14 protein-coding genes are annotated in these 17,016 nt (G+C 65.9%); 8 read left to right on the top strand and 6 right to left on the bottom strand.

The features are described 5' to 3' along the window. Positions 1 to 4: 4 nt before the first annotated feature. From KHO41_RS15875 to KHO41_RS15865, 3 genes are all read right to left on the bottom strand, one after another. Positions 5 to 373 (bottom strand): YbaN family protein, encoded by a 369-nt coding sequence (locus tag KHO41_RS15875; protein WP_211954333.1) that lies wholly within the window; start codon positions 371 to 373, stop codon positions 5 to 7. Positions 374 to 472: 99 nt separating this feature from the next. After that, positions 473 to 1,450, bottom strand: a complete 978-nt coding sequence (locus KHO41_RS15870) for an NAD(P)H-dependent flavin oxidoreductase (RefSeq protein WP_211954236.1) — start codon at positions 1,448 to 1,450, stop codon at positions 473 to 475. Positions 1,451 to 1,608: 158 nt separating this feature from the next. Next, the gene (locus KHO41_RS15865) at positions 1,609 to 2,391 is read right to left on the bottom strand and encodes a DNA-binding transcriptional regulator (RefSeq protein ID WP_211954235.1); all 783 of its coding nucleotides are present in this window, start codon (positions 2,389 to 2,391) and stop codon (positions 1,609 to 1,611) included. Between the two features lie 266 nt (positions 2,392 to 2,657). Between KHO41_RS15865 and KHO41_RS15860 the strand changes: the two genes are divergently transcribed. From KHO41_RS15860 to KHO41_RS15840, 5 genes are read left to right on the top strand one after another with little or no spacing between them, the layout of a single operon-like run. Further along, entirely contained in the window at positions 2,658 to 4,514 is a 1,857-nt protein-coding gene (locus tag KHO41_RS15860) for a bifunctional 3-(3-hydroxy-phenyl)propionate/3-hydroxycinnamic acid hydroxylase (protein ID WP_211954234.1), read from the top strand. Positions 4,515 to 4,516: 2 nt separating this feature from the next. Beyond that, positions 4,517 to 5,461 carry a 3-carboxyethylcatechol 2,3-dioxygenase gene (locus KHO41_RS15855; protein WP_211954233.1) on the top strand — a complete coding sequence of 315 codons (945 nt, stop codon included), beginning with the start codon at positions 4,517 to 4,519 and terminating at the stop codon, positions 5,459 to 5,461. 18 nt (positions 5,462 to 5,479) lie between these two features. Beyond that, positions 5,480 to 6,268 carry a 2-keto-4-pentenoate hydratase gene (gene mhpD, locus KHO41_RS15850; RefSeq protein WP_211954232.1) on the top strand — a complete coding sequence of 263 codons (789 nt, stop codon included), beginning with the start codon at positions 5,480 to 5,482 and terminating at the stop codon, positions 6,266 to 6,268. Between the two features lie 42 nt (positions 6,269 to 6,310). Beyond that, entirely contained in the window at positions 6,311 to 7,582 is a 1,272-nt protein-coding gene (gene mhpT, locus KHO41_RS15845; protein ID WP_211954231.1) for a 3-(3-hydroxy-phenyl)propionate transporter MhpT, read from the top strand. A 59-nt stretch (positions 7,583 to 7,641) separates the two neighbouring features. Beyond that, positions 7,642 to 8,511, top strand: a complete 870-nt coding sequence (locus KHO41_RS15840; protein WP_211954230.1) for an alpha/beta fold hydrolase — start codon at positions 7,642 to 7,644, stop codon at positions 8,509 to 8,511. Positions 8,512 to 9,511: 1,000 nt separating this feature from the next. Here the strand turns inward: KHO41_RS15840 and KHO41_RS15835 are convergent. The 3 genes from KHO41_RS15835 to KHO41_RS15825 all read right to left on the bottom strand — a co-directional run bounded on the left by KHO41_RS15835 (position 9,512) and on the right by KHO41_RS15825 (position 14,209). Beyond that, complete coding sequence (locus tag KHO41_RS15835; protein ID WP_211954229.1) at positions 9,512 to 10,837, bottom strand: sigma-54-dependent transcriptional regulator; 1,326 nt, start codon at positions 10,835 to 10,837, stop codon at positions 9,512 to 9,514. 8 nt (positions 10,838 to 10,845) lie between these two features. Next, positions 10,846 to 12,825 carry a sensor histidine kinase gene (locus KHO41_RS15830; protein ID WP_211954228.1) on the bottom strand — a complete coding sequence of 660 codons (1,980 nt, stop codon included), beginning with the start codon at positions 12,823 to 12,825 and terminating at the stop codon, positions 10,846 to 10,848. Between the two features lie 82 nt (positions 12,826 to 12,907). Further along, entirely contained in the window at positions 12,908 to 14,209 is a 1,302-nt protein-coding gene (locus KHO41_RS15825; RefSeq protein ID WP_280519701.1) for a dicarboxylate/amino acid:cation symporter, read from the bottom strand. A 407-nt stretch (positions 14,210 to 14,616) separates the two neighbouring features. Between KHO41_RS15825 and KHO41_RS15820 the strand changes: the two genes are divergently transcribed. The 3 genes from KHO41_RS15820 to KHO41_RS15810 all read left to right on the top strand — a co-directional run bounded on the left by KHO41_RS15820 (position 14,617) and on the right by KHO41_RS15810 (position 16,996). Next, entirely contained in the window at positions 14,617 to 14,937 is a 321-nt protein-coding gene (locus tag KHO41_RS15820; protein ID WP_011296468.1) for a (2Fe-2S) ferredoxin domain-containing protein, read from the top strand. A 154-nt stretch (positions 14,938 to 15,091) separates the two neighbouring features. Next, positions 15,092 to 15,733, top strand: coding sequence for an alpha/beta hydrolase (locus KHO41_RS15815; protein ID WP_211954226.1), 642 nt, complete (start codon positions 15,092 to 15,094; stop codon positions 15,731 to 15,733). 63 nt (positions 15,734 to 15,796) lie between these two features. Beyond that, entirely contained in the window at positions 15,797 to 16,996 is a 1,200-nt protein-coding gene (locus tag KHO41_RS15810; RefSeq protein ID WP_211954225.1) for a D-alanyl-D-alanine carboxypeptidase family protein, read from the top strand. The last annotated feature ends 20 nt before the right edge of the window (positions 16,997 to 17,016 follow it).

Raw genomic sequence — 17,016 nt, 5'->3', positions numbered from 1 at the left:
TGGTCTAGTTCCCGTGCCCGCCCGGAGGCCGTGTCGGCAGGCGCAACATCCAGATACTGACCGCCGCCGCACAAGCGATCAGCGCCGCCGACGCCAGCGGCCGCGCGCGCATCAGCCACGCGGTGGCGCCCATCGATGTCCACATCATCACGAGCGCCAGGCATTTCGCGCGCAGCGGAATGCTGTGATGGCGCTGCCAGTCGCTGACCAGCGGCCCGAAGCGAGGATGCTCCAGCAGCCAGTCGTGGAAGCGCTCGGAGCCGCGCGCAAAGCACGCGGCGGCCAGCAGCACGAACGGCGTGGTCGGCAGCACCGGCAGGAAGATGCCGATGATCCCGAGCAGCAGGCTCAACGCCCCCAGCGTCACCCACATCGCGCGCAGCAGCCGCTGCCGGCGGCTCAATACCACCGTGGCAGCAAGCTCCGGTTCGGGCGTGTTGCGGCGCAGGGACGGCAACGGTACGAAGCAGGCTTAGCGCGCGATGCCGAGCCGCGCCTTGGCGGCATCGTACTCGGCCTTCATGCGCGCGACGATCTCGCCGGCGGGCGGGATATCGTGGATCTGGCCCACGCCCTGGCCGGCGCCCCAGATCTCCTTCCATGCCTTGGCCTTGGAGCTGCCGCTGGAAAAATCCATCTTGCTCTTGTCGGCTGACGGCAGGTTGTCCGGATCGAGGCCGGCACCGACGATGCTTTCGCGGATGTAGTTGCCGTGCACGCCGGTGAACAGGTTCGTGTAGATGATGTCGGAGGCGGCCGAGCCCGTAATCGACTGCTTGTACGCTTCGTTGGCGTGCGCTTCCTGCGACGCGATGAAGCGCGTGCCCACGTAGGCAAAGTCGGCACCCATGGCCTGCGCGGCGAGCACGGCGTCGCCGGTGGCGATCGAGCCCGACAGCGCGATGGGGCCATCGAAGATCTTGCGTACTTCGCCGACCAGCGCGAACGGCGACAGCGTGCCGGCATGGCCGCCTGCACCCGCCGCCACCAGGATCAGGCCGTCGACACCCGCTTCCAGCGCCTTCTCGGCATGGCGCAGGCTGATCACGTCATGCAGCACGATGCCGCCATAGCTGTGCACGGCATCGATCATTTCCCTGACCGGCGCACGCAGCGAGGTGATGAAGATCGGCACCTTGTGGTCCACGCAGACCTTTACGTCCTGTTCCAGGCGGGCGTTGGACGTATGCACGATCTGGTTCACCGCGATCGGCCCGACCGGCTTGCCGGGATTGGCGGCCTGGAAGCTGGCCAGTTCCTCCTGCATCTGCGTGAGCCATTCGTCGAGCAGCTCGGCCGGGCGTGCGTTCAGCGCGGGGAACGAGCCGACAATGCCGGCCTTGCACTGCGCCAGCACCAGTTCCGGATAGCTGACGATGAACATCGGCGAGGCGATGACGGGAAGAGCCAGGTTTTGGAGCGCCTGGGGCAGTTGTCGTGCGGCGGGCATGATGTCTCCTGAGCCACGTACGGGCGCCGGCGGCACCCTGAAATGAACGGTCGTTCGATTATAGGGATTTTCGGATTGCGGGGGCTAGAAGCGTCAATCTACGCCAAATTGGGGAATCGTCGCGGCGGTGCGCAACCGCGGGTTGGCTTACGCTGCGACTACTCGCTCAAGGCAGACACCATCTCCTTTGCCGCCTGCTGCAACTCCGGCACAAACCGACGCGTCGCCTCTGCCGGACTGATCGCCTGCTCCAGATACACGACGTTCAGGCTCGCCAGCACGCGCCCCTCTGCCTGGATCGCAACTGCCACCGCCCCGATCTTTTTCTGGTCCGCCCAGTCCCCATGATTGGACCCGAACCCGTCCTTGCGCGTCTGCCGGATCAGGTTGCGGATATATGCGTCATCCATCGCCAGCTTGAGCTGCTGTTCGCCGCCCGCGCCCGAGCGCAGGACTTCGAGAATGTCTTCGCGCTCGGCATCGGGGCACATCGAGAAATACACGCGGCCGGCCGAGGTCAGCAAGATCGGCAGCCGCCTGCCGACCATCGCACGGTGAAACGACAGCGGGCTGAAGCGGTGCGTGGTCTCGCGGATGATCATGGCGTCGCCGTCCGGCGTGGTCAGGTCTGACGGCCACACCACGCGCTGCAGCAGCCGTCCCATGATCGGCGGCGCGATGGTGGCGATGCGTTCGTCGTCGGTGAAGCCTTCGCTGAGCGCGCGCACGTCTAGCGTCAGGCGGAAGCTGTCGTCCGACGTACTGCGCCGCACGAATCCTTCTTCGACCAGCGTTTCCAGCAGACGCCGCACGGTGGTTCGGTGCAGCCCGGTCGCTTCGCTCAGTTGCTGGCTGGTGGCACGGCCGTTTTCCATGGCATTGAGCGCCCGCAGTACCTGCAGGCCGCGTGACAACCCCCGCACGTTGGCGTACTTGGTCATGGAAAATCCTTAAAAATCAAAGATGTGCATTCCTTGCACATTTTATAGAAATGTTTGAGCGCGCGCTGGCGGATGCCTAGACTCCTCTGAAAATCGCAAATCCACGGAGACGCCCCCAATGCCCTGCCTGATCCGTCGCCAGCGCCGCACTTCCGGCGCCTGACCCTGGCCGGAACCCCGGCCACCTGATTCCCATTCATCGCAGCACAGCCATGACGCGCCACAACGGCGCGGGGGCGCGCTCGTGCCTTGCCAGTAGGAGACCTATGAACACCACGGCCACGCAGACGGCACACGCCGACCGTCTTCCCGATGTCGATACCGACGTCGCCATCATCGGCGCCGGCCCGGTCGGGCTGATGATCGCCAACATTCTCGGCCTGCAGGGCGTGCGCGTCACGGTCGTCGAAAAGCTGGACCAGCTCATCGACTATCCGCGCGCCATCGGCCTCGACGATGAAGCGCTGCGCGTGTTCCAGGCGGTCGGGCTTGCCGACACGCTGCTGCCGCACACCACGCCTGACCACTGGATGCGCTTCGTCACGAAGGACGGCCATTGCTTCGCGTCCATCGAGCCGCGCACCGACGAGTTCGGCTGGTCGCGCCGCAATGCGTTCATCCAGCCGCTGGCCGACCGCGTGCTGTATGAGGGCCTGCAGCGCTTCGAACACGTGCAGGTGCTGTTCGGCCACGGCGTCGAGGCGTTCACGCAGGACGGCCACGGCGTCAGTGCCGAGGTGACCACCAGCGCCGGTAGGCGCCGCACGATCCGCGCCGCGTACATGGTCGGCGCGGACGGCGGCAACAGCATTGTGCGCCGCGCTCTGCAGGTGCCGTTTGAAGGCCGCACCAAGCCGAACCAGTGGATCGTCGTCGACGTGCGCAACGACCCGGTCGGCTCGCCGCACATCTACATGCACTGCGACCACGAGCGCCCGTATGTCTCGGCCGCGCTGCCGCATGGCATCCGCCGCTTCGAGTTCATGGTGATGCCGGGCGAGACCGAAGAGGAGCTGTCCAAGCCTGAGAACATGGCCGCGCTGATCCGCAAAGTGGTGGCCGATCCGGACAAGGTCGACTACATCCGCAAGCGCGTGTACACGCACAACGCCCGGCTCGCGTCGACGTTCCGCGTCGATCGCGTGCTGCTGGCTGGCGACGCCGCGCACATCATGCCGGTGTGGCAGGGTCAGGGCTACAACAGCGGCATCCGCGACGCCAACAACCTCGGCTGGAAGCTCGCGATGGTCGCGAAGGGGCTCGCCGATGGCCGTCTGCTCGACACCTACACCGCCGAGCGCCGCGCGCACGCGCGTTCGATGATCCACCTGTCCGAAGTGGCAGGCGATATCTTCGCGCCGAACACCCGCTTCGGCGTACGTTTCCGCGATGCCTTCGTTCGCAGCTTCAATGTGCTGCCCGCGGTCAAGCGCTACTTCATCGAGATGCGGTTCAAGCCGATGCCGCGCTATGAGGAAGGCGTTGTGCTGCTGCCGCCGCCGCAACCGCGCGGCGGCTGGCTCGCCCGTGTGCTGGAACGCGCCGGCAACTCGGCGCCGGGCCGCCTGCTTGGCCTGATGAGCGAGAAGCGCGAATCGTTCCTTGGGCGCCTGGTGTACGGCAAGGATCCGCTGGCCGGCTCGCCCGTGGGCCGCATGTTCATCCAGCCGCGCGTACGCACCGCCAATGATCGCCTCACGCTGCTCGACGACGCGATCGGCAACGGCTTTGCCGTGGTCGGCTGGGGCACCGACCCGACCTTCGGCCTGACGCCGCAGGCGCGCGCGCTCGCCGAGAAGGCCGGCATGCGCTTCGTGCTCGCCAAGCCTGATGTGCAACTGCGCCACGGCGACGATGTGCCCGAAGGCGTGATCGCGATTGGCGACGCCAGTGGCCGCCTGAAGGAGTGGTTCAGCCGCCTGCCGCAATCGGTGGTGCTGCTGCGCCCGGACCGCTTCGTGGCGGGCGTGTGCTCGCCGCAGCAAGTGTCGGAAGCCATTACCGAACTCGCCGGCAAGCTTGGCATGACGCAGGCGTCGCCCTATGCGGAAGCCTCCAACCCTTCCATGACGTCGCGCCCTGTGCTCGACCCCATCACCGTTACCCAGGCAGCAGGAGCATGAGGATGCCGATTCAACTTGAATGTCTGTCGCATACGCCGTTGCACGGCTACGTCGACCCCGCGCCCGAAGTCGTTGCCGAGGTCGAGCGCGTACAGGCCGCAGCGCGCGAGCGCGTGCGTGCATTCGATCCCGAACTGGTCGTGGTGTTTGCGCCGGACCACTTCAACGGCTTCTTCTATGACGTGATGCCGCCGTTCTGCATCGGTGCTGCGGCCACCGCGATCGGTGACTTCAAGAGCCTGGCCGGCAAGCTGCCCGTGCCCGCAGACCTCGCGCAGTCGCTGGCCGAAAGCGTGATGGCCGCGGATATCGATGTCGCGCTGTCGTACCGGATGCAGGTCGACCACGGTTGTGCGGATGCGCTCGCAGCACTGACCGGCGGTTTGGATCGCTATCCGGTCATCCCCGTCTTCATCAACTCGGTGGCGCCGCCGATGGCCACGTTACGCCGCGCGCGACTGCTCGGCGATGCGGTCGGCCGCTTCCTGTCGCGCACCGGCAAGCGTGTGCTGGTGGTCGGTTCGGGTGGCATCTCGCATGAGCCGCCGGTACCGGAACTGGCCGGTGCGAGCGAGGAAGTTGCCGAACGCCTGATCGCGGGGCGCAACCCGTCGCCCGAATCGCGTGCCGCGCGCCAGGCCCGCACCGTTGCCGCTGCCAAGGCATTCGTCGCAGGCGACAGCCATTTGCACCCGCTCAATCCCGAGTGGGACCGTGCGTTCCTGTCGCTGCTCGCATCCGGCGAACTCACCGCTGTCGACGGCATGACCAACGACGCCATCACGCGCGACGGCGGCAAGTCGGCGCACGAGATCCGCACGTGGGTAGCTGCGTTTGGGGCGCTGGCCGCATACGGACCATACCGTGCGTCGCTCGACTTCTACCGCGCGATTCCCGAGTGGATCGCGGGCTTCGCCACCATGCACGCCGAGCCTGCGGCGGCCTGATCCGATCAAGGAGAATCCATGACTGAACCGAACATCGTCAACGCCATCGCGGCACGCCTGCGCGATGCCGAGGCCACGCGCCAGACCGTTGCACCGGTGCGCGGCGAGATCGCGATCGATGACATCGCGACCGCGTACGCTGTGCAGCAGGCCAACGTCGACGCGCGCATCGCACAAGGCGAGCGCATCGTCGGCCGCAAGATCGGCCTGACGTCGATGGCCGTGCAGAAGCAGCTCGGCGTCGACCAGCCCGACTTCGGCGCGCTGTTCGCAAGCATGGCGTATGGCGACAGCCAGCCGATGCCGCTATCGCGCCTGATTCAGCCGAAGGTCGAGGCCGAGATCGCGCTGGTGCTCGAGCACGACCTGACGCACGAGCGCCACACGTTCGCCGACATCCTGCGCGCCAGCGCCTACGCGCTGGCAGCGATCGAAGTCGTCGACAGCCGCATTCAGAACTGGGACATCCGCTTCGTCGATACCGTGGCCGACAACGCGTCGAGCGCGCTGTTCGTGCTCGGCAGCCGTCCGGTGCCGCTGTCCGCGGTCGATCTCACGGCATGCGCGATGACGCTTTCGCGCGACGGCGAAGTCCTGTCGCGCGGCAACGGCGCTGCCTGCCTCGGCAATCCGCTCAATGCCGCGGTCTGGCTTGCGGATCGCATGGTGCAGCTCGGCACGCCGCTGCGCGCCGGAGACGTCGTGCTGACCGGCGCGCTCGGCCCGATGGTCGCTGTGACCGAGCCCGGCACCTACACCACCGAAATCGAAGGACTCGGCAGCGTCCGCGCGACGTTCGCCGCATAAGCCGCCACCAAGAGCGGCATACAGATAGAAGCGGAGACAAGAATGAGTACATCGAACATCAGCAGCGCCGACGTGCGCAGCACAAAAGGCAGCATCACCACCATCGGCCTGTGCCTGGCCATCGCCCTGCTGGAAGGGCTGGACCTGCAATCAGCCGGCGTCGCCGCGCCACGTATTGCGAAGGAGTTCTCGCTGTCGGTGGCGCAGATGGGCTGGGCCTTCAGCGCCGGCGCCATCGGCCTGCTGCCGGGTGCGGCGCTGGGTGGGCGGCTGGCCGACCGCATGGGCCGCAAGCGCGTGCTGATGCTGTCGGTCGCGCTGTTCGGCGCGTTTTCGCTCGCGACGACGCTGGTGTGGAACTTCGAAAGCCTGCTGGCCGCGCGCCTGCTGACGGGCCTCGGTCTGGGTGCCGCCATGCCCAACCTGATCGCGCTGTGCTCGGAAGCGGCTTCGCCCGCGCAGCGCAGCACCGCCGTTGGCGCAATGTACTGCGGCATGCCGTTCGGCGCCGCACTCGCAGCCGCAATCGGCATTGTCAGTCCCGCTGACGAAGGCTGGCGGCACATCTTCTACGTGGGCGGGTTCGGGCCGCTGCTGATGGTGCCGCTGCTCGCGCTGTGGCTGTCCGAATCGGCGCAGTTCGTTGAAGCGAAGTCGCAATCGGCGAAGCGCACGGAAGCCACACCGAGCTTTGCCGAGGCCTTGTGCGGCGACGGCCGTACGCGCGCCACGCTGGCGCTGTGGATCAGCTATCTGGGCACGCTCATCGTGCTGTACTTCCTGATGAACTGGCTGCCGTCGATGGTGCTGTCCAACGGCCTGACACGCACGCAGGCGGGCATCGCGATGATGATGTTCAACATCGGTGGCGGTATCGGTGCGGTGGGCATTGCCAACGTGATGGACCGCTTCAGCCGCCGCCTGACGGTGGTCGGCATGTACGTGGGCATCGCCGCCGCACTGGCGGGGCTGGCCGGAGCGGGCGGAAGTACCTCGATGGCGGTCGGCGCGTTCTTTTGTGGCCTGTTCCTGGTGGGCGGTCAGTCGGTGCTGTACGCGCTGGCCGGCCAGGCCTATCCGACGCAGGTGCGCGGCACTGGCGTAGGCGCAGCGGTCGCGATCGGCCGGCTCGGCTCGATCCTCGGGCCGCTCGTCGCCGGGCAGTTGTTCGCGCTGGGCCAGAGCGCATCGATGCTGGTAGCCGCGAGCATTCCGCTGATCGTCATCGCTGCAGTCGCCGCGCTGGCGGTGGTGGGTTCATTCTCGCCGCGCCTTGCCTCCGGTGCGGCAGTTGCAGGCGGGCGCGGCGCCTGAGCGGCGCACTGTCAGCACATTCCATTCCCTACAGATTCAGTCGAGCAAGGAAGATCAACATGCAAGCGAACGTACAAGCTATCACCGAAGCCAGCACAAGCCGTTTCGTGACCGTGAAGGATGGCGATACCGAATTCCGCATCCACTGCAACGATACCGGCGCCGGTGCCGAAACCGTCGTCATGCTGCACGGCTCGGGGCCGGGTGCGACCGGCTGGGCCAACTTCAATCGCAATGTCGAGCCGCTGGTGGCAGCCGGTTATCGCGTGCTGCTCGTCGATTGCCCGGGCTGGGGCAAGAGCGATCCTGTCGTCAACGCCGGCTCGCGTTCGGAACTCAACGGTCGCGTGCTCAAGGGCGTGCTGGATGAACTCGACATCGAGCGTGTGCACATTCTTGGCAACTCGATGGGCGGACATAGCGCGGTGGCTTTTGCGCTTGCCAACCCGCAGCGTGTCGGCAAGCTCGTGCTGATGGGCGGCGGCACCGGCGGCCCGAGCCTGTACGCGCCGATGCCGACGGAAGGCATCAAGCTGCTCAACGGCCTGTACCGCGAGCCGTCGATCGAGAACCTGAAGCGCATGATGAATGTGTTTGTCTATGACGCCAGCTCGCTGACTGATGATCTGATGCAGGCACGGCTCGACAATATGCTGGCGCGGCGCGATCACCTCGAGAACTTCGTCAAGAGCCTCGCGGCGAATCCGAAGCAGTTCACCGACTACGGTTCGCGCCTGGGTGAGATCACTGCGCCGACGCTCGTGATCTGGGGGCGCGACGATCGCTTCGTGCCGATGGATGTCGGGCTGCGGCTGATCGCCGGGATTCCTGATGCGCAAATGCATATTTTTAATCGCTGTGGGCACTGGGCGCAGTGGGAGCATGCGGAGGCGTTTAATCGGATGGTGGTGGGTTTTTTGGGGAATTGAAGGGGGCTACTGGGGTGATGTCGTCGTGCTTGGCATCCGCGGCTGTTTCGCCGGCGTAGCCGGCGAGTCACTTTTGTCCGAGCGACAAAAGTAACCAAAAACGCGTTTTGGTTGCCCCAAAGGGGCGAATTTTTATCGTAGTGTGCTGGGGGTGTTGTACGGGTATGGGCTTCAGAGTCAGTGACGCTGCCTGCCGCGTGGGGCACCACCGTGGTCGGGCATACGGCGCTGATTGAACGAGCCCTGCATGCGTTCGTGGCCCCTGCTACCACCCATATCGTATGAACGCCTTCGGCTGCGCTGCGCGCAGGGCCCTAGTCTGAGCACACAGGCCCAAGGCAAACTACGCCTCGGTGAAGATGCCCGCGCTTGCATGCACGTAGAGAAAGGAAACGGACCTCGGGCGCCAGCGACGTTGATGCGCTTGCCCCCAGACGACGACGCGCGCGCAGCGCAGCCGAAGGCGTCCCACCACTGACCTGGTTGAAACGCTGTACCCGAGTCCGTCTTGGGGATCGTCCAAAAGCCGTGCCGCGCGAGGCACAGGTTCTAACTCACATGGCGTAGCAGGGTCGAACGGCTGACCACCGTAGCAGGCGTCCAAAGCCGTTTGAACCACTGTCGCCGTGGAATTGATGGCCAGCGGCAACGACGCGCTTTTTGGTTACTTTTTGTCGCTCGGACAAAAAGTGACTCGCCGGCTACGCCGGCGAAACAGCCGCGCCAGCGAAGAGCGACACCCCCCCATCCCAACCACAAAACCCCCGTCGGCTACGCCGGCGAAACAGCGGCGCATGCCAACAGCGATGCCCCCATCAACTGAAACCCAAAAAAAACGCCCCGCACAAAGCGGGGCACCAACTACCACGAAGACTGATAAAAGAAGCAAGCAGTCAAGGCACCTGCCAATGCCGCAACCGCACACGAAATATAGTCGCCGATTGTGACGTTGACATGGCAGTGTAGTGAAAACCCTGAGACGGGTTATGCAGCAAGTTTCCTATAAGCCATAGCGCTTGATCTTGTCATACAGGGTCGCCTTCCCGACCTGCAGCAAGTCCGCCGCCTGGCTGACGGCACCGCCGGTGCGGGCCAGCGCATCGGCGATGACGGCGCGCTCGAAATGCTCCATCCGTTCGCGCAGCGGCGCAGTCTCGTCCGGCGCCGCTGTGGCCGCGCCGGCCTGTCCGCCTTCGGGCACACCCAGCACGAGCCGGTCCGCCGCATTGCGCAGCTCGCGCACATTGCCAGGCCAAGGCCGCTGCGCCAGCGCCTGGCGTTGCGACTCCGACAGGATGGGTGCGGGCCGCTGATAGCGCACAGCCGCCACGAGCATGAAATGCTCGAACAAGGGCACGATATCTTCACGCCGCTCGCGCAGCGGCGGCAGCGCAATGGTGACGACGTTCAGGCGGTAGTAGAGATCCTGCCGGAACACACCCTGCGCCACCAACGCGTCCATGTCGCCCTTGGCGGCCGCCACGATGCGCACGTCGATCTTTACCGACGCATTGGAGCCAAGCCGCTCCAGCGTGCCTTCCTGCAGCACGCGCAGCAGCTTGACCTGCAAAGCCAGCGGCATGCTTTCGATCTCGTCGAGGAACAACGTGCCGCCCGACGCGTGTTCGAGCTTGCCGATACGACGCTTGCCGGCGCCGGTGAAGGCGCCCGCTTCATGACCGAACATCTCGCTTTCGAAAATCGACTCGGGCACAGCGCCGCAATTGAGCGCGATGAAGGGCCCGTCGGCGCGGTTTGACAGCGCATGCAGGCTGCGCGCGACCAGTTCCTTGCCGGTGCCGGTCTCGCCGTTGATCATGACCGGCACGTCGGTGGCTGCGACGTTGGCCACGAGCCCACGTACCTGATCGATCGCATGCGAGCGGCCGATGATGCGCGTGCCGGCCGCCGAGCCCGCCAGCTCGCGGCGCAGTGCCTGGTTTTCCAGTTCGAGCCCACGCCGTTCGATGGCGCGGCGCACGGTCTCGGTCAGGCGGTCGGCACCGAAGGGCTTTTCAATGAAGTCATAGGCGCCTTCACGCATGGCCTGCACGGCCATGGTGATGTCGCCGTGGCCTGTGACCAATATCACGGGCACACCGGGCGCGGCGTTGCGGCAGTGATGCAGCAGGTCCAGGCCGCTCGCGCCGGGCAGGCGCACGTCGGTCACGAGCACGCCGGGGAAGTCGGCGCTCAGGTGGGGCAGGGCAGCTTCGGCCGTGGGCAGCGCAAGCACGGAGAAGCCGGCCAGCTCCAGGCTTTGCGCGGTGGCCTGGCGCACCAGCGGTTCGTCTTCGACGAAGAGGACGCGCAAACCGTCTTGCATGGGGGGCCTCAATGTGTCTGGGCGACGCCTGCCCCGGCTTCTGCCGGTGCGCGCGTCAGCACGATGGTGAATGCCGCGCCGCCGCCATCGGCATTGGCGGCGCTGAGCTGTCCGCCGAACTCGCGCACGATCGACGACGAGATCGCCAGGCCGAGGCCCAGCCCCTGACCGGTTTCCTTGGTCGTGAAGAACGGTTCGAACAGGCGCGGCAAGTCTTCAGGCGGGATGCCGGTGCCATTGTCGCGCACCTGGATCGTCACTGCGCTTGCATCGGCGCTGACGGAAACGTCGATGCGCCCTTGCGCAGGCGCCGCGCTGGCGATGGCATCCAGCGCATTGCCGACCAGGTTGAGCAGCACCTGCTCGAGCTTGAGTTCGTCGGCGCGCACGGCGATGCAGGGCAGGGTGTCGAGCCCTTCCACATGCAGCGTCACGCCAGCCAACCGCGGCGCCAGCAGCGCCAGCACATGTTCGATCGCGGCGCTGACCAGCACCGAACGGCGCGGCGGGCGGGCCTTGCCGGCAAACAGCTTGAGCTGGCCCGTGATCTTGCCCATGCGCTCGGTCAGGTCGGCAATGGCGGACAGATTGCCCTCTGCCGCGGCCAGTTGCCCACGCTCCAGCAGTACGCGCGTGTTGTCGGAGAATGTGCGCAGCGCCGCCAGCGGCTGGTTCAGCTCATGCGTGATGCCGGCGGCCATTTGCCCGAGCGCGGCGAGCTTGCTGGCCTGCACGAGTTCATCCTGCGCCGCGCGCAACTCGCTTTCGGCGCGCGTGCGTTCGGCGACTTCTTCTTCCAGCTTTTCGTTGATGGCCATCAGGTCGGCCGTGCGTGCTTCGACACGCCGCTCCAACTCGTCATAGGCGGCCTCAAGCAGGCGGCGGCTGTAGAGCATGTCGCGCGCGCGCTGTCGGCGTTGGCGCCAGTTGACCAGCAGCAGGCAGATGCACGCGTAGGCCAGCGCCGCAGCCACGGTGGCATTGCGCGCATTGGCGAGCACCGGGTCGAGCGGCGCCATCACCTGCATGGTCCAGTCCGCCGGGCCCACCTTGCGGCCGAGTTCGAGGTAGCGGTCGGCACGCTCGCTGCCGTCCGGATTGGAGCTGTCGGCGCGCACACGCACCAGGCGAGCGCCCGGATCGAGCGCCCTGGCGGCCAGCCATTCGGTGACCGGCGAGGTCAGTGGTTCAAGCGGAAGCGGCGTGACATCGCGGTCGTGATACTGGCGGGTCTTGCCCAGTTCGTCATGCAGTTCGGCCGGCAGCGGGCCCAGCGTGCGGTACTGCCAGGCCGGCACCGACGAGAGGAAGATGACGCCGTGGTCGTCGCTGACCATGAGCGGCTCGGCGCTGCCGCCGCCGGCGCGCTGGAACCATTCCAGGTTGAGCTTGACCACGGTGACGCCGATCACCTTGCCGCCCGACTCCACGGGCTGCGCGATGTAGTAGCCCGGCTCGTCGCTGGTGATGCCGATGGCATAGAAGCGCCCCATCTCGCCGCGCGATGCGATCTGGAAGTAGGGGCGGAAGCGGTAGTCGGTGCCGACGAAGCTGCCGGGCTCGCCGGCATTGCTCGCGGCCAGCGCGATGCCGTTGGTGGCGATCACGTAGGTGGCCGAGGCATGCGAGCGCCGGTTCACCTCGGCCAGATAGTGGTTGGCCGCGGCCACGCGGGCCGGGTCGTCAGGCGCCTGCAGCAGGCCGCGCACGAAGGGGTGCAGCGATACCAGCGCGGGCAGGAATTCGTAGCGGTCGAGCGTGCTTTCGAGCGTGGCGGCGTAGCGGTCGGCGCGCGTGGCGGTGGTTTCCTGCAGCGTTGCCAGGCCACGCTGCACCGATACCAGCCAGGTCAGCGCGCACAGCAGCACCAGGCCTGCCACCAGCACCACGGCAAAGCCCCACCAGCGGCGGTTCTCGCTGCCGGGCTCGTGCGCCGCCTGGGCGGCGGCGGGGTCATGTACGGCGAGGAAGTCGTCGGAATGGGGCATCGGCGCGCGCGAAGGCTGTCGCGCCGATGATACTCGCTGCGGAGTGGCCGGCCCATCAGGCCGGCCACTTGCCTGCGGCGCGTCAGACGTTCTGGCCGGCGTCGGCGAGTTCAGCCTCATCGTCTTCGCCACCCTTCTGCAGGGTGCGTTTGAGCTGGGCGCGGTCAAGCTCGTGCTCCCATGCCGAGACCACCACGGTCGCCACGCCGTTGCCGATGATGTTGGTCAGCGCACGGCATTCGCTCATGAAGCGGTCGATGCCCAGGATCAGCACCATGCCGGCCACGGGAATGGTCGGCACCACCGCCAGCGTGGCGGCGAGCGTGATGAAGCCTGCGCCGGTCACGCCGCTGGCGCCCTTCGAGGTCAGCATGGCCACCGCCAGGATGGTCAGCTGCTGCATCCACGTCAGTTCGATGCCGGTCGCCTGGGCGATGAAGATCACCGCCATGGTCATGTAGATGTTGGTGCCGTCCAGGTTGAACGAGTAGCCGGTCGGCACGACCAGGCCGACCACCGACTTGGAGCAACCGAGCTTTTCCAGCTTCTCCATCAGGTGCGGCAGCGCGGCTTCGGACGAGCTCGTGCCCAGCACGATCAGCAGTTCTTCCTTGATGTACGAGATGAAGCGCAGGATGTTGAAGCCGGTCATGCGCGCGATCGTGCCAAGCACGAACACCACGAAGATGATGGCCGTGAAGTAGAACGTGCCGATCAGCTTGAGCAGCGGCACGAGCGAGCCCAGGCCGTACTTGCCGATGGTGAACGCCATGGCGCCGAACGCGCCGATCGGCGCGACCTTGGTGATGACGTGCACGATGTGGAAGAACACCTTCGACACCTGCTCGATCAGCTGCACGACGATGCGCGCGCGTTCGCCGATGGCCGCCAGCGCGGCGCCGAAGAACAGCGAGACCAGCAGGATCTGCAGGATGTCGCCGTTGGCGAAGGCGCTGAAGATCGTGTCCGGGATGATGTGCATCAGGAACTCGACCGTGCTCTGGCCATGCGCCTTGGACACGTACTGCTCGATGGACTTGGTGTCCAGCGTGGACGGGTCGATGTTGAAGCCCACGCCCGGCTGGAGCAGGTGCCCGGCGCCCAGGCCAATCAGCAGTGCGAAGGTGGAGACGATCTCGAAATACAGCAGCGCCTTGCCGCCGACGCGGCCGACCTTCTTCATGTCGCTCATGCCGGCAATGCCAGTCACGACCGTACAGAAGATGATGGGGCCGATGATCATCTTGATCAGCTTGATGAAGCCATCGCCGAGCGGCTTCATGGCAACGCCCGTGTCGGGCCAGAAATGGCCCAGCAGGATGCCGACAAAGATGGCGAACAGCACCTGCACGTACAGGATCTTGTAGAAGGGTTTCCTCATGATGTCGTCCTCGGTTTTTTGGGCCGTAACCCGCCAGGCCGGCGGGCGCGCACCGTCGCGGATGCGGCGCGTCTCGGGATCTGGAATCGCAATGGATGTGCCAGCGCGCGCCAGATTCGTAACTCTTTGATTTGAAAGAGGACATGCAGCCAGGCGCAGGGCTCGGCACTCCGGATTTCCGGAAATCCGGAATCGCCGGCTCCGGGGATCCGGAAGGTCGGCGCACGTTGGGGTGCCCGATATGGCACATGAGGCGGCAGGATTGGGCGACAGCGCGCGCGGACCCTGCTTGCGAAAGCCGGATTGGCCTGGTCCGGCCCTCCGCACACCGTATAATTCCGAGCTTCCACCCATGCCGCCGGACGCGTCGAACCCTGTGCCGGTGCGGCAAGCCATCTTCCCCAGCACGCATGAGCAGCTACTACAAGCACCACGTCTTTTTCTGCCTCAACCAGCGCGAGGCCGGCGAGAACTGCTGCGCCCAGCACAATGCCAAGGCCATGCAGGAGTACGCCAAGAAGCGTTGCAAGGAACTGGGCATCGCCGGCGGAGAGGGCCGCGTGCGCATCAACAAGGCCGGCTGCCTGAACCGGTGTGAACTCGGACCGGTACTGGTGGTCTACCCCGAGGCCGTCTGGTACACCTTCGTCGACGAGAAAGATATCGACGAAATCATCGACAGCCATCTGCTGAACGGCAAGCCGGTGGAGCGGTTGATGGTGGACCGCTGAGCCGCTGAATGCGGTGCCTGCCCGCGCGGCAAGGCCCGCATCACCGGATGTCCCGAGGTTTTCCAGTGTTTACCGTAGCGATGCCGCTTCAGCCCGAGCGCAGCGGCAGCGTTTTTCATTGCCCATTGCCCCAGTTGCATCGTCCATCGTCATCATGAACGCGCATACCCAGGTACTGACCATTGCCGGCCCAGCCGGCGCGATCGACCTCTCGGTCGACCTGCCGCAAGCCGCGCCGCGCGGGCTGGCGCTGGTCGCGCACCCGCACCCGCTGTTCGGCGGCACCAAGGACAACAAGGTCGCGCAGACGCTCGCGCGCTGCTTCGTGCAGCTCGGCTATGCCACGGTGCGCCCGAATTTCCGCGGCGTGGGCAACAGTGCCGGCGAGCATGACAACGGCGTGGGCGAGCAGGACGACCTGCTCGCCGTGGTCGCATGGATGCGTGAGCAGACCGCATGGTCACCTGACGCAGCGACGCTGCCGCTTGCGCTGGGCGGATTTTCATTCGGCAGCTTCGTGACCACGCACGTCGCGAAACGCCTGGCCGACGCCGGCACGCCCGCGCAGCGCCTGGCGCTGGTCGGCACCGCCGCAAGCCGCTGGCAGGTGGCCGACGTACCCGCCGATACCATCGTGATCCACGGCGAGCAGGACGACACCGTGCCGCTGCAAAGCGTGTTCGACTGGGCTCGCCCGCAGGAACTACCCGTGATTGTCATACCGGGCGCCGATCATTTCTTTCATCGCAAGCTGCACCTGATCAAGCAGCTCGTCGTCAACGCGTGGGACCGGTAAGGACGGCCTTGCCCGTAGCCGCCACCGTCTTTCGCGAAACTTATCTTGTCGGAAACTGAAAACATGCTGAACAGAGCCACGCCGCGCCTAGCGTCCGTCTTTGCCCCCGCCGCCATCGTCGCGGCAGCCACGCTCGCCGCCGCGCCTGCCGCCGTGCTGGCCCAGGGCGTGCCGATGCCGCAGGTGGCCGCCAAGTCCTGGATGCTGTTCGACGTGACCAGCGGCCAGGCCCTGGCTTCGCAGAACGCGGACCAGCGCATCGAGCCCGCGTCGCTGACCAAGCTGATGACCGCCTACCTGGCGTTCGAGGCACTGAAGGAAAAGCGTCTGACGCTGGACCAGACCGTGGTGCCCACCACGCTGGTGCTGAAGGTCAAAAGCGATGAATCGCGCATGTTCATCGAGCCCAACAAGCCGGTCAGCGTGCAGGACCTGCTGATGGGCCTGATCGTGCAGTCGGGCAACGACGCCGCACTGGCGCTGGCCGAAGCCGTGGGCGGCTCGGAAGAGGGTTTCGTCGCGATGATGAACCGCGAAGCCCAGCGCATGGGCATGAAGAACACCCACTTCACCAACACCGACGGCATTCCCGACCCGAACCACTACACCACCGCGGTGGATCTGGCGACGCTGACCACGCGCCTGATCCAGGACTTCCCCGAGTACTACGGCATGTACTCGCAGAAGGAGTTCACCTATAACAAAATCAAGCAGCCGAACCGCAACCGCCTGCTGTATATCGACCCGACCGTCGACGGCGTCAAGACCGGCCACACCAAGTCGGCCGGCTACTGCCTGATCTCGTCGGCCAAGCGGCCGCTGGCCAATGTGCCGAACGGTTCGCGCCGGCTGATTTCGGTCGTGATCGGCACCACCACCGAACAGGTGCGCACCCAGGAAAGCCTGAAGATCCTCAACTACGGCTTCCAGTTCTTCGACACGCTGCGCCTGTATGACAAGGGCCAGGTGCTGGCCACGCCGGACATCTACAAGGGCAAGGCCGGCACGGTCAAGATCGGCGTGCAGAACGAGACCTTCGTCACGGTGCCCAAGGGCACGGGCGGCCGCCTGAAGCCGGTGCTGGAGCGCCAGGAACTGCTGATCGCCCCGATCGCCGCCGGCCAGCAGGTGGGCTCGGTGAAGCTGATGGATGGCAACACGAAGGTGGCGGAATTCCCGGTGGTGGCACTGGAGGAAGTGCCCGAGGCCGGCTTCTTCGGCCGCCTGTGGGACACCATCCGCCTGTGGTTCAAACGCAAGTAATGGGATGGAGCGGCCCGGCG

Source organism: Cupriavidus numazuensis (genome assembly GCF_905397435.1).
Lineage (GTDB): Bacteria > Pseudomonadota > Gammaproteobacteria > Burkholderiales > Burkholderiaceae > Cupriavidus > Cupriavidus numazuensis.
This window is presented reverse-complemented; position numbering and strand designations above follow the sequence as displayed.